At 51.5% G+C, this 13,048-nt stretch carries 12 protein-coding genes; 7 read left to right on the forward strand and 5 right to left on the reverse strand.

Translation table 11 applies throughout. The features are described 5' to 3' along the window. Positions 1 to 118 precede the first annotated feature (118 nt). The 7 genes from JWZ97_RS16750 (at position 119) to JWZ97_RS16780 (ending at position 7,772) form a co-directional block, all read left to right on the forward strand. Positions 119 to 1,447, forward strand: coding sequence for a flippase (locus JWZ97_RS16750; RefSeq protein ID WP_205431484.1), 1,329 nt, complete (start codon positions 119 to 121; stop codon positions 1,445 to 1,447). Between the two features lie 174 nt (positions 1,448 to 1,621). Then, positions 1,622 to 2,344, forward strand: coding sequence for a class I SAM-dependent methyltransferase (locus JWZ97_RS16755; RefSeq protein WP_205431486.1), 723 nt, complete (start codon positions 1,622 to 1,624; stop codon positions 2,342 to 2,344). An 870-nt stretch (positions 2,345 to 3,214) separates the two neighbouring features. After that, positions 3,215 to 3,646: a hypothetical protein gene (locus tag JWZ97_RS16760; protein WP_205431488.1), complete on the forward strand. Its 432-nt coding sequence runs from the start codon at positions 3,215 to 3,217 to the stop codon at positions 3,644 to 3,646. 5 nt (positions 3,647 to 3,651) lie between these two features. Next, positions 3,652 to 4,764: a DegT/DnrJ/EryC1/StrS aminotransferase family protein gene (locus tag JWZ97_RS16765; protein ID WP_205431490.1), complete on the forward strand. Its 1,113-nt coding sequence runs from the start codon at positions 3,652 to 3,654 to the stop codon at positions 4,762 to 4,764. Further along, positions 4,757 to 5,530, forward strand: coding sequence for a class I SAM-dependent methyltransferase (locus JWZ97_RS16770; protein ID WP_205431492.1), 774 nt, complete (start codon positions 4,757 to 4,759; stop codon positions 5,528 to 5,530). Before JWZ97_RS16765 ends, JWZ97_RS16770 begins: the two co-directional genes overlap by 8 nt. Beyond that, entirely contained in the window at positions 5,500 to 6,705 is a 1,206-nt protein-coding gene (locus tag JWZ97_RS16775) for a glycosyltransferase family 1 protein (protein ID WP_205431493.1), read from the forward strand. Before JWZ97_RS16770 ends, JWZ97_RS16775 begins: the two co-directional genes overlap by 31 nt. A 116-nt stretch (positions 6,706 to 6,821) precedes the next feature. Then, positions 6,822 to 7,772 carry a glycosyltransferase gene (locus tag JWZ97_RS16780; RefSeq protein WP_240342383.1) on the forward strand — a complete coding sequence of 317 codons (951 nt, stop codon included), beginning with the start codon at positions 6,822 to 6,824 and terminating at the stop codon, positions 7,770 to 7,772. Positions 7,773 to 7,931: 159 nt separating this feature from the next. On the opposite strand, the gene JWZ97_RS16785 is transcribed toward JWZ97_RS16780, so the two are convergent. The 5 genes from JWZ97_RS16785 to JWZ97_RS16805 form a co-directional block, all read right to left on the reverse strand. Further along, on the reverse strand, positions 7,932 to 9,068 hold the full coding sequence (locus JWZ97_RS16785; protein ID WP_205431497.1) for a glycosyltransferase family 4 protein: 1,137 nt from the start codon (positions 9,066 to 9,068) through the stop codon (positions 7,932 to 7,934). A 12-nt stretch (positions 9,069 to 9,080) separates the two neighbouring features. Next, positions 9,081 to 9,995, reverse strand: a complete 915-nt coding sequence (locus JWZ97_RS16790) for a glycosyltransferase family 2 protein (protein ID WP_205431499.1) — start codon at positions 9,993 to 9,995, stop codon at positions 9,081 to 9,083. Further along, positions 9,976 to 11,973, reverse strand: a complete 1,998-nt coding sequence (locus JWZ97_RS16795) for a hypothetical protein (protein ID WP_205431501.1) — start codon at positions 11,971 to 11,973, stop codon at positions 9,976 to 9,978. Before JWZ97_RS16795 ends, JWZ97_RS16790 begins: the two co-directional genes overlap by 20 nt. Positions 11,974 to 12,076: 103 nt before the next feature. Next, positions 12,077 to 12,535 carry a pilin gene (locus JWZ97_RS16800; protein WP_205431503.1) on the reverse strand — a complete coding sequence of 153 codons (459 nt, stop codon included), beginning with the start codon at positions 12,533 to 12,535 and terminating at the stop codon, positions 12,077 to 12,079. Positions 12,536 to 12,732: 197 nt separating this feature from the next. Beyond that, on the reverse strand, positions 12,733 to 13,002 hold the full coding sequence (locus JWZ97_RS16805; RefSeq protein WP_205431506.1) for a hypothetical protein: 270 nt from the start codon (positions 13,000 to 13,002) through the stop codon (positions 12,733 to 12,735). Positions 13,003 to 13,048: the final 46 nt, after the last annotated feature.

Here is a 13,048-nt window from a genome sequence, read left to right on the forward strand (position 1 = left end):
TCAAGGCAATGTGGGTTAAGAGTGGCTGCATGTTTTGCATAGCCCATCGGAGAAAAATTCGCATTTTTTAGCGTGATGATCTACATATAGGATCTTTGCACCTTATGGCCCGCAATAAATGGGCACGCGATCTCCCAGAACCTCATTCTTCTCTAGCCTGATCGCATCTATTCATTGGAAAGGAATCCATGGCGATGTCGGCTGGCAAATCACCGAACGAGTTGTTCGGATTGTATTTGCATTTCTATTAAACATTCTCATTGCAAGGCTCCTAGGACCAGAGACCTTCGGTACCTATAGCTACGCATTATCCTACGTTGCTCTATTTGGGTTTCTCGGCCAAGCGGGACTTGAATCCCTGCTATTGAGGGAACTGATCCAAAACCGCCAAGCTGCTCCGGCTATTTTAGCTACGGGCCTTGCTCTTCGAGTTTCTGGAGCCTTAATTGCCGCAGCCTCATCATTAGCGCTCACTGTTATTGTTTTAAACGATGATACGGGTAATGTCGTCCCCTTAGTTCTAATACTTTCTATATCAGGCCTAATACAAGCTGGATGGGTGATAGAGATCTGGTTACAGGCGAACCATTGCTTCCGAGCCGTAGCATCAGTAAAAATTACCGCCTATGTTCTCAGCGCGACTTTGCGGGTAACTGTGCTGTCACTTCCTCATCCACTAATATGGCTTGCTGCAGTTAATGTACTGGAGTCCACCTTATGCTTAATTGGGATGTGGCATGCGGCTCGCAAATGCCTAGGACTCCACTTGCGACAATTACAGCGCCCTTCCTTGGGATCATTAAAAAAGATGGCGGCGCTAATAACACCTATGGTCTTTGCCGCATTTACAACTGCTATCTACTCACGGTTTGATGTCCTCATGCTTGGTTATGTTTCAGGCGTATCAGCCGCCGGGCATTACACCGCAGCAAGCTTACTCTCAGAGGGCTTTTATATCATTCCTGCATCCTTGATGGCCGCTGCAGCCCCGCGACTGGCTTCAATATTTGTAAGTAGCCCCGACCAATTTGATAAAGCCTTATCCGGTTTTCTTTGGATATTATCCTGGACCGGATTAGCCATCGCATTACTGACGACGCTTCTCTCACCTGTCGCGGTCCCTATAATATTTGGAGACACCTATGCGCAAACCGTAGAAATCTTGCAAATACATATTTGGTCAACCTGGATGGTATTCATAAGCGTCGCCAGCGACTCCTGGTACATCAACCGGGATTTGAGAAAGTTATATCTCGCCAAAACAGCTACCGCTGCTGCTGTGAATCTGATCCTAAACTTGACATTAATTCCTAACTTTAACGGAAAAGGTGCGGCGATAGCGACGGTGATATCTTACGCTGTTTCCGCCATAGGCTTCGGTCTCGCAGTTCCAGTGACAAGGCGTCTTGCACGTATCCAAGTCCGGGCGCTGATTGGGTTGCGATAAGATTGTTATCAGACATTTTATGCCCTCACAAAATAGCCAGCCAATCTGTCTTGATGCAGTATGAATTAGCTCACGCAAATAGCAGGCCTGATATAAAAGGGCGGGCTAATACAGCTACTACTTTCATTAGTCAAGATATTACATGAGCAACACTCAATCCAGAGAAAATTCGCTATGAATAACCCTTCTCATCAACCGACACAGACTACAAGCGTACCGGAAAGCTACGATGGATATTCAAAATATGGCGTCCTAGAGTCGGCGCATTACGAGCAACAACGTGACAGCGAGGTGGTATGGTGTCTGGAAAATAGTTTCATTAAAAAATATTTCTCCTTGCAAACCGCCGCTAGGGTTCTCGATGCTCCGGTAGGTACCGGCAGATTTCTTTCCTATTATCCTATGGAAGCACACATTATCGGGCTCGATATATCGGAGCACATGCTTAAGCAAGCACTTAAGAAAGTAGCCGCCCTAAATCGTGAACGCGTGGAACTTACGCAAGGCGACATATTTAATTTGATCTATGGGGATAAATTTTTCGACACTGTAATTTGCTGGCGCCTATTACACCTTCTTCCTGAAGCCAACCTAGTGCCACTAATGACTGAACTTAAAAGAGTTTGCAGTGGGAGAATAATAGTTCAGACGTATCTTCAAGGACCACGCTTGAAAAGACTTTTATCTCGAATTGCGCGAGGTGTAGGACGAGCATTAAGAGTTATAGATGCCGTTAGGCCAACCGAGCGGATAACAACCTACATTCATTCCCGTCCCCAAATAGAACGCGCGTTTGCCGAGGCGGGCCTTGACGTTCAGGAAAGCACCAGACTAGGATACTACTTTGGTCACGAGGTCCACGTTTATGTATTGGAGCAGCAGAACAGAGCTGTCTGAAACGATCGCGCGCTTATTATTTTTCCGAACCAAGGAGGTTGAGATAGAAGACTGCGTGCATTATTGCGGGTTCCGCTACGGGCGTAATGAATTTAATCCATACGAACAATACATAAGAGGCTTATCGCAAGGCGTATCGAGCAAGATACTAAGAGATGAATTCTTAAGCTTTATACTGCACTTTCGGCCACGGAATCTAGCGGAGGCGCTATCCATTTCGCTAAAACATCCGCCATCACTATGGCAACTACCTTGGCGTCATCAAACCAAGAACCCGGTAGGCTGGTGTGATAACCCACATTCTATACCAGATATCCTCACGCACTTCTCAGACCTAGGCGTTCCAGACGTCGTTGTACGGCAAGAATATCGTTGGCTTGAGAGCGCCTGGGCGAATATCAAGGATAATGGCTACCATCCTGAGACTTACAGCTACATTCGTGTTTTTGAGCTCCGCGGCGAGAGCCGAAACGCGTATATTGTGGCAGATGGTAATCACAGGATCAGTAGTCTCAGTATCATGGGAGCAACGCGGGTTGTAGTGCAGTTCTCCCCTTTCCGAACCGTTTCTCGGTCCCAAGTCAGCCAATGGCCTGCCGTCCGCAGTCACGGCTTATCGGTGGAAGACGCACTAAGAATTTTCGACGCTTACTTCGACGGCAACCAACAGCCGCACTATTGCTCACAAAGTGCCGATATTCTCCGTAACGACTAGGCTCGCATCTGATTTGAGTGGCCATTCCAGTCTAAGAGTTTCACTCAAAGGTAGCTCAAACGGGCTCTAATATATATAGACACTTTGCGTCTCGCCCATAAACTACCAACAGAACAGTTACCCTTCTAATTTGTAGATAAACCTGAGGGAATCACATGATCAACCGAATAACTCATGGCAGCAAGGAATTAGCTATTATTTTACGTCATACCTTTCGGGCAAACGGTATCGAGTTTTTGACTCCAGGTGCTTACTCCCAGCAGCTTGGCTACATGAATCGCCCGACTGGCTATGTGATACCGCCGCATGTGCATAATCCTGTGGTACGTGAAGTTCATTATACAAACGAGGTTCTATTCATAAAGTCTGGCCGACTCAGAGTAGACTTTTACTCAGCCGAACGTGAGTACCTTGAAAGCACTATATTGGAGGCCGGGGATGTTATTCTGCTTGCACTGGGTGGCCATGGCTTCGAAATGCTTGAACCTACAGAAATCATAGAAGTGAAACAAGGGCCCTATGCTGGCGATCAGGACAAAACCCGCTTCGACTCCGTGGAGCATGGGCAGCTTATGATTTTGCGGTGAGAAAGATGATACCAGTCAATGAGCCTCTTCTTGATGGTAACGAAAAAAAGTATCTGCAGAAATGTATCGATACCGGCTGGATTTCATCCGAAGGCCCCTTCGTTAAGCAATTTGAAGAGCAATTTTCTACGCGCGTAGAGCGTAGCTACGGAATAGCGGTAAGCAACGGGACAGCGGCCATTGATGTTGCCATTGAAGCACTAGATATCGGTTCTGGAGATGAAGTTATATTGCCAACTTTTACGATAATTTCTTGTATTGGGCAAATCATCCGATCCGGGGCAAAACCGGTGTTGGTTGATAGTGATGCCCTGACATGGAATATGGACATCGCCCAAATCGAGGATAAAATTAATCCTCGTACTAAGGCTATTATGGTCGTCCACATTTATGGGCTTCCTGTTGATCTCGACCCAGTATTGAATATCGCCCAGAAATATGGGCTCAAAGTCATTGAGGACGCAGCGGAAATGCACGGTCAAACCTATAAAGGGCGGCCCTGCGGCAGTTTCGGTGATGTCAGCACGTTCAGTTTCTATCCGAATAAGCATATTACGACCGGCGAAGGCGGCATGATCGTTACGAACGACAAGCAAGTTGCAGAGGATGGTCGCAGTCTGCGTAACCTTTGCTTCCAGCCAGGCAAACGATTTGTACACGAACGTTTGGGCTGGAACCTGCGCCTGACCAATTTACAGGCCGCCCTGGGATTGGCGCAACTCGAACGGCTGGATGAGTTTGTCCAACGCAAGCGACGCATGGGAGCTCGATATAACGCACAACTTTCGGGTATTCCCGGAATACAATTCCCGCAACCACACACGGATTACGCTGAAAATATCTACTGGGTATATGGTTTGGTTTTGAAGGACGAAGTGGAATTCGATGCCGAGGAGGCCATGAAACGACTTGGCGTAAAGGGGATAGGTTGCCGTCCTTTTTTTTGGCCCATGCACGAGCAACCCGTCCTGCAAAGAATGGGTCTTTTTCAAGGCGAAAGATATCCGATTGCGGAACACCTAGCTAGGCGTGGATTTTATATTCCTAGCGGCCTTGGTTTGACGTCGGATGACCAGGACCGGGTTTGTGAGGCGTTATGGGAGATCATGCGTGACTGAAACCACTACTGGGAGCGTCTTTGACGCCTATTCGGTTTACTACGACCTGCTTTACAGAGATAAGGACTATTCTGGCGAAGCGGGCTATGTGTCTGGACTCATACAACAGCATTTGCCAAACGCTAAACGTATCCTCGAGTTGGGCTGCGGTACAGGCGGTCACGCGCGAGAGCTAGCAAAGTTGGGCTATCGGATCACAGGGCTTGATCGTAGCCCATCGATGATACAAAGGGCTCGGAAACGGGCGTCTGACACTCCTTTGTTAGCCGATATCGATTTTGTTATTGGTGATCTGCGCGATTTTAGGACGGATACCCAATTCGACGTCGTCTTGGCCTTATTCCATGTGATAAGTTATCAAACCAGTAATGACGACCTTTTGGCTGCCATGACCACGGCAGCAGAACATTTGCATCCTGGTGGGGTGTTTATCTTTGATTGCTGGTATGGTCCCGGAGTTTTAACTGACCCGCCGGTGACTCGCGTAAGGCGTTTGGAAGGTGATGGAGTGACAGTCACTCGTATCGCTGAACCGGTTGTTTACCCCAACGATAACCGCGTGGATGTCCACTATGAGGTGCTCGTCGAGGGCGAACGTGGATTGAGCCGCATCACCGAAATTCATGCCATGCGCTATTTATTTGCCCCCGAGGTAGGTGTGTTTTTGCAGGCAGCTGGGCTAAGCCCATTACGTTTGCTAAAGTGGCTGGACGAAAGTGAGCCTGATGTGGCCACTTGGAACGCTTGTTTTGTGGCGGTGCGGTGAAGCGGATAGGCCTATATCTAGGTTTTCCTCCAGAGGGAGGCGGGGCTTTTCAGTACGCTCAATCGGTCCTCGATGCCTTGCTGAATCTCCCTCCGAGTCGCTATGAAATCTTGGTAGCGTACTCCCACACCGCCTGGTCGCCAAAACTGCAAAAGCTTGACTCCAGGGTACTAAAAATAGCGACTCATGAAGGCAAACTGGAAACTCTTGTCCGCACGGCTTTGCGCTTCGGTCTACCACTTTCGATTTGGCGAAACATTGCTAAATATGTGCACCCCTTCACGCGGCAGTTGATGGATCAAGGCTGTGATCTGTGGCTTTTCCCTGCGCAAGACGTGTGGACCTATGCTATTCCCTCGCCCACACTCGGCGTCATTCACGACCTGATGCATCGGTACGAAAGGCGTTTCCCTGAAGTTTCGGCGTTCGGCCTCTTTCACAGAAGAGAGCGCCACTATCGGCGACTATGCCGCCATGCAAAAGGGGTCTTGGTGGATTCTGAGGTCGGAAAGCAACAGGTGTTGGAATCATATGACATAAGGGCGGAACACATACATGTGCTTCCCTATGTGGCTCCGGCGTATATGCGTAGTGAATATGTACCCGACGACTTTGATAAGAGATACCACCTGCCGCCTAAGTTTTTGTTTTATCCGGCTCAGTTTTGGGAGCACAAGAATCATTGCCGGCTGCTAAGGGCATTAGCAGCTATTCGGCCCAAGGCGCCCGATCTTCATCTCATACTGGCTGGCTCCAAAAAAAATGCCTACCCACGTGTGCTGGAGGAAATTCAGCGGTTAGGATTGGAAGATCGGGTGCAGATATTGGGGTATATACCCGATGACGATGTACCCGTATTTTACCGGCGCGCCCGAGCATTGGTGATGCCAACCTTTTTCGGCCCGACTAATATCCCCCCCTTAGAGGCAATAGCCGCTGGCTGCCCGTTGGCTGTCTCCAATATTTACGCTATGCCGGCGCAAGTTGGGAATGCCGCGTTATTATTCGATCCCGAATCAGTTGAGGAAATTGCACAGGCGTTGCTCCAACTTGCCGGAAGTGACGAGCTTTGCGTAAGATTGGCCGAAGCAGGAAAAGCCAAGTCCCTGCGATGGGGGCAAGTACAATTCAACAAGCGGTTTCAAACGATCGTCGAGTCCATAGTCGGCAAGTGAAACTCCTCTGCCTTTGTAAACGCCGCCCTCAAGGGCGTGATCTTTTTGCACAGCCCTACGGGCGTTTCTACCATCTTCCGCGACTGCTAGCGGAAAGCGGTCACGAAGTCCACTTAGTGCTGTTGAGCTATAAATGTGACCCTCCGCAATATCAGAAGAAAGCCAATCTTCATTGGCATTCCGTTTCCGCGATTCCATGGGGACCTTGTCCGTTTTTAAGTAAGGCCAAGCAGCTTGCACTCGAAACGAAACCGGACTGGGTAATAGGCTTTTCAGATACTTGGTACGGTATCATGGCCTGCCACATTGCGCGGTCAGTCGGTGCGCACACGCTGATAGATGCTTACGACAACTACGAAAGCTATATTCCATGGGCCAAGCCATTGCATTGGGCTTGGCGGCAAGCCCTGAAGAGAGCCGACGCAGTAACGGCCGCCGGACCTCAGTTGGCCGAGCTGATGAGTGTATCCGCTGGCGGCAGGCCAGTACGGATCGTGCCGATGGCGGCTGACCCCAATTTTTTCCCCATGGAAAAGGCGACATGTAGAACACGCTTGGGGTTACCCCGAGACCGAATCCTGATCGGTTACACCGGCTCGTTGTACCCGAGCCGGGATATCGAATTGCTCTTCTCGGTTTTCGAGGCATTGCGGTCCAGCGAGCCCCGCATAGAATTGGTCTTGTCCGGACGTGTGGCAAGTAGAACGAGCGTACCTGCCGGGACGCATTGGCTGGGTTACCGGCCTCCCGAAGAAGTGCCGCTAATATTGAACAGCCTTGATCTCCTAATTGTCGTTAACAAGCCTGGCGATTTTGGCGACTACAGTTATCCAGTGAAAATTTATGAGGCCATGGCCTGCAATGTACCGGTTGTAGCCACGGATGTGGCCGGGACATCTTGGGTGCTGCGTGACCACCCTAGGCTGTTAGTCCGCACCGCTGAAGTAGAAGATTTCGTAGCTACTGCCACAGATATTCTGAGTCTTAGCCCTGTCTCGTACCCTAAAACTGGGGGATGGGTAAGTTCGCTAAATATCTTGGAAGGTATATTGCGAAATGGCCTATAAGGATTACGAAGTTGACTTGGCGAAGCAATCGTAGAACCTATGCGGAAGTATGAAACCGCCGATAGCCCAAGTACGACAAAATCACGAGTGATACGGTAAGCGCGCGTAAGCCCTGAGTATCAGGGAGAAAATTTATAGCCGTCACGAGTGCAACTCCGTCTATGCAAGGTGTTGAAAAAACCGCTTGCCAAACCGCTCCCAGGTGAAATTCTCAGCAAATCGTATGATTTCGCTTTTTGGTAAGGGAGATTCGAGAAGTGCCAGTACCGCCCTGGTAAAGATCTCGCTGTCATTCGGTCCGACCAGCCGGCCGGATACGCCGTTGGCAACTGCATCTACCACGCCGCCGGTAGCAAAGGCCACTGTGGGCAATCCGTGCGCCGCAGCTTCAACGGCCACCATGCCGAAGCCTTCGGGGTCATTGGGAAGATCGCGTACCGGAAAAACGTGCACGTCGGCAGCCTGATAGATCTCCGACAGTTCATCATCGGACAGAGTCCCTAAAAAGCGTAAATAGGCAGACATACCCATTTCATCGGCAGTGGCTCGAATGAGTTCGGGTGTTACGCGCCCGGCATGGAGGGCATGCTTCGGCGTTTCCCCGACGATCAGCAGCAAGCAATCCGAGCGGGCCTTGACGATTGTCGGGAGTGACACCCTAATGAACTCCAACAGCCCCTTACGTTGGGTCAAACGCCCGACAGACAACAGCAGAGGGCGATCACCCAGACCATGGGCGGCGCGAAAACGCGCCCGCGCAGCCGGATCGAGCCGCGGTATGTGCACACCGGGATGGACGATCGTTATCCTCCCGGCGGCTATGCCTGCCTGCTCGGCTAGTTTCGCTGTCGCGTTGCTGTTGGCGATGACGCCATCCAAACGTCGCAGGAAAGGCAGCCAAAGTGTGCGATAGACCGGGTTCGGCACGGTGATGTCTAATCCGTGGAGATAGGCATAGGCTCGGGCGCCGCAGATGCGAGACGCCAGCCAGGCGATAGGCGCGGTGAGGCCGCTGCCGGCAAGAACCAAGTCAGGGTGCCATTGGCGAGCAACCTTTAGTGTCCGGATTAACGTCGAGAAGAGAAATTTTGATAAGGGGGAAAGCGCGACCTCTTCGACACGTATCGCGTCAGGTAATCCCGACAGGGCCGCCCCTTTCGGTGCAATCACGCGCACGGCACACCGATTGGCCAACTCGTCAGCGATATGCCAGTTAAGCCGCTCCATTCCGCCCCAAAGCGGAGGAAAATTGCGCGTAATCAGCAAAACTTTGCCGGGTCCCAGTAGCTCGCTCATCTTTATGCTGCTTCAGCCCGGTTCACCCGGCGAACCTTCTATGCCGCGATAATGCAGAGACGAGATTTGCTCTGACAAAATACCGATCAGAAATGTAAATAAGGCCGACATGAACAAGAGCAGGCTCATGTTGGTGAAACGCCCTTGAGTGACGTAGTTATAAGCATAAAGGCCCGTGCCGGAACTGAATAGAAATAGGCTAATAGGAAGAAAAAAGCGCATGGGCGAAAACAAAGCGCCAATTTTCAAGATAATAAGGAAAAAACGCGCCCCATCGTGCAGGAGGCGGATTTTGCTCTTGCCCTGACGTTTGCCGGCCTGTATGGGTACGTAAGCCACGGGAAAACCTGCGCGAAAAAAAGCCATGGTGCTGGTCGTAGGATAAGAAAAGCCGTTCGGCAACAGGTATAGAAACTTTCGGAAGCGCCGGGCCTTCACTGCTCGAAACCCTGACGTCAAATCGAGAATGCGATAGCCAGTCATGACGCTCGCAAGACGGTTATAAAACCCGTTGGCAATTCGGCGGCCAAACGATGCTTGTGACCGCGAAGACCGTGCGCCAACGACCATGTAATATCCCTCGGAAATTTTCTCTAACAGCTTGGGTATATCTGCAGGGTCATGCTGCCCGTCCGCGTCCATGAAAACGATTACTTCACCTTTTGCCTTGCGTGCGCCGGTCTTTATGGCCGCCCCGTTCCCTAGAGACCGTGGGTGGCGGACGACCTCGGCGCCGGAACCCTGCGCTTCGGCGAATGTATTATCGGTCGAGCCGTCGTCGATAACCAGGACTTGGGCCGATGGGTAGTTACCCTTGATCTGTCGAACCAAGCTCCCGATAGACGCAGACTCGTTTTTTGCTGGAATTACGATGGAGAAGCTTGGCTCTCCCGGAAATATGAAACTGCTATTTGAGTACGTGCCCATCTCGTTTTTCTATCCCATCAATCAAAACTTCTAACTTAGTTATCTTGTCTTCCCACATTTTGGCCTGGAATATATTCTTAGGCTTTCTCGCCCGCACTTTGGCGATACTCTCCCGCGCCAAATCGTAGCGGCCGGCGCTGATGGGGATTTCGATCAGACGCTCGGCGACATCTAAATAAGTACGAAACGAAAAGGCCGCTTCGAGGTGTTCCATGGTGGCACTGAAATCCCGCTCGTTGAAATAAAGCATGGCTTGCGCATCATGGAGACAATAGCTGACCTCTCGCGCGCGATCGATATTATGGCTGGCGAGTATCTGCCGGGAAACCGAGAAAACATCTTGCGAGGAAAACCCAGGGCAGGCGTCTTCGATAACCAGCGTTGCAATCTTTTCCATTGCGCCGCAGATAACCCCGTTGAGTTTACCTCGCTCAAAGAAGCCCTGCCGTTGCCTCAGGTGCGCTAGCCTCGATGAGGCCGTTCCAGTAAGGCACGCGAGTTGGACAGATTGCATGGCCGCTCCCACATCCTGAGGGTGGCGATCTGAATAAGCCTGTATAACCGCTGCGCTTGCCGCATAGTCACGGTTAAGCGAGTGGACCAAAGTCAGATTCTGAACGGCGCGAATCGAATCGGGATGTTCTTGAGCCCATAGAATTGCCGATTGTCTCTTGTCGCCGATGACGGAGGCAACCGAAAAACACACCCAAGTAACTAGGGATACATATGCCGCCAGTGTGACCGGCCCGACCCATCGGTTGGGCCAGCGGTGAAGAGCCAGATAGACGATAGCTACGGTCGGCCCCACCGACGGAAAGTAGTTGCGATGCTCGAAATAGATTTCTAATGGAATGATCGTGGATTCCAGGAGATGGCCGGCGAAGAACCAGAATACGGCGAACGAGAATACGGCGATTTTATTGCGTAACGCGACTGCCAGTGCGAGGAGCGAGGCTATCGTCAAGTAACAGAGCAGGGTAATGGGTGGATCGAGCAACCCATTCGATAGTGGGTAATCATCCTGAAACGGGCCGATGTCCGCCCGCCTCGGGAACAGGATAAGGCCAAGGTAGCGCAAGACAAGGCGGGCTTCGGTCAGAACGCGTTGCTCGAAAGAGAAGTCGCGGAACTCATAGGCTGCTGGCAGAGTCGGCAGCAGGTACAGCAGATAAGTACCTATGAGAAGTGAAGGAAACACCAAAAACACCAGTCTCCATAACCGGTAGCCTGGCCCGAGGTCCTGAACGTACCTTCCTAATACCGTTCCCTGGAGAATCAACACCAGCATCGGTAAGAGAGCGCCGTTTTCCTTCGTGAGCACGCCAAAAAAAGTACCAAGTACAACACCGAGCGACATTACCCAATAGCCCGAGCGCGAGGACTGTTTGAGCAACTCCAGACCGCGCAAGAAAAGCAGACTTCCGATCAACCCGAACGTGACCGCCAGCGTTGTCATGCGCTGGACGATCATTAGGCTGGCGGAAACGATGAGCGGCTGTACCATCCACAGCGCCGCCACGGAGAGCGCAAACCACCCCGCCTGTGCGTGATCGTCGCCAACCATTCTTGCCGCTCGCAAACAGCACCACATCAGCAACATGGCATTCAGCAGATGAATGCAGATATTCGTAAAGAGAAAATCTTCCGGTGCGACATCCCATGACGAGACATTCAGGAGAAAGCTGAACAGCGCCAGGGGCCGGCCGAGCGGCCCTCCTCTGGGTTCTAGGGCGAATGCGAGTGCCGAGTTAAGGTCGGAAACCACGGCCAATCCGCTTAGATTGGGGAAATCGTCGAAAAAGAACCCGGCGGTGAGCCCGGATCGATAAGCTTGAAAACCAGCTAGAGGCAATAGCAGGATGGTGAAATACAGGAAGAATGGGGATAAGCGCTGCATCGGTTGCGGAACGCAAAAGTGACTCAAAATTCGAGATGGAAAAAAGCTTGCTACGGCGGGGCTCGACGGCGAGTTGCGCATGAGCCGGGCGGCACGGTGCAACGAGGGATCTGCCTCCCAGAGCCAGCAAGCAAAAAGCCCCTCGGTTGAGGGGCTCTTCTAACAGGTGGAAAATCCCGGAAAATTAGCGGCAGTTACCCGGCAGATATTTCTGCGGCATAGTTCCACTTCCAACCTTGCACTTCCACACGATGACGCCTCCCGTCGTGGATTGGATCGACAGTAGGAAAGTCTTCCCTGCCGCAGCTGCCGGAAATTGTGTGGTGTTGGATGTCGTTTTCAAGGTCAAGTACCCAGAAGTGCCGGACACGGTCCAAGCCGGACCTCCCGTTAGACCATAACCCGTGGCTGCGACTCCAGCAGACGTCAATGTTTGAGGCAAGTGGCCAGTTGCCGTAAGAAACTCGGCGATGGAGGTCTTCGCTTCTGCGCCCTTGGCCAGTACTTCGGATATTTTGGCGCGCACAGTGTAATCCTGATAGGCCGGCAGTGCGATCGCCGCCAATATGCCGATGATCGCCACGACGATCATCAATTCGATCAAGGTAAAACCTTGCTGTCTTCTGTTGGGCAAGTTGTTCATGGTGTTCAACTCCTTCGTGTTCTTTGTGGGGTGGGTCGAGCGATTAAGCCGTCGGACGAAAGCCTAGACTACAAGTGGTTAAAAAAAAAGTGAGGCAGTTCACGCTTCTAGGTGTATTCCTTAGGGTGTGCTCAGGTTGTTTGAGCCTATCTCGAGCTGGGCGAACGGCGGTCGCCGTAAGCCCGCGATACACGGGCTCAGGCCATTTGTTCGATGAGCCGTTTCAGGGCTTCGAGCGATGCCGGGTCACGGGTTGATGTCTCGATGCGTTCCTCCAGTCGTGCCTTGAAGTTTGCGGACGCCCGTCCGTTCTTGACCAGGGTGTAGTCCTGGATCAGATTCGAGAGCCCGTACCAATCACCGTCGGACATGACGGCCTTTTCTTCGGCCGTGCCCATGCGCGCCCAGCCGTCGCTGTCGCCCCCGTAGCGCAGAAAAATCGCGATTTTTTCTCGGTTGATGTTCAAGGGCTCATCCAATTTGGGGTGGGAATGGTCGACGGATGCGATTCGA

The sequence above is a fragment of the Methylococcus sp. EFPC2 genome (genome assembly GCF_016925495.1).
Lineage (GTDB): Bacteria > Pseudomonadota > Gammaproteobacteria > Methylococcales > Methylococcaceae > EFPC2.

Bases quoted from the DNA above. Each gene is read 5' to 3' on its own strand.
- JWZ97_RS16790 (WP_205431499.1), bottom strand. From the start codon at position 9,995: ATGGGCACGTACTCAAATAGCAGTTTCATATTTCCGGGAGAGCCAAGC.
- JWZ97_RS16755 (WP_205431486.1), top strand. From the start codon at position 1,622: ATGAATAACCCTTCTCATCAACCGACACAGACTACAAGCGTACCGGAA.
- JWZ97_RS16765 (WP_205431490.1), top strand. From the start codon at position 3,652: ATGATACCAGTCAATGAGCCTCTTCTTGATGGTAACGAAAAAAAGTAT.
- JWZ97_RS16800 (WP_205431503.1), bottom strand. From the start codon at position 12,535: ATGAACAACTTGCCCAACAGAAGACAGCAAGGTTTTACCTTGATCGAA.
- JWZ97_RS16750 (WP_205431484.1), top strand. From the start codon at position 119: ATGGGCACGCGATCTCCCAGAACCTCATTCTTCTCTAGCCTGATCGCA.
- JWZ97_RS16795 (WP_205431501.1), bottom strand. From the start codon at position 11,973: ATGCGCAACTCGCCGTCGAGCCCCGCCGTAGCAAGCTTTTTTCCATCT.
- JWZ97_RS16785 (WP_205431497.1), bottom strand. From the start codon at position 9,068: ATGAGCGAGCTACTGGGACCCGGCAAAGTTTTGCTGATTACGCGCAAT.
- JWZ97_RS16760 (WP_205431488.1), top strand. From the start codon at position 3,215: ATGATCAACCGAATAACTCATGGCAGCAAGGAATTAGCTATTATTTTA.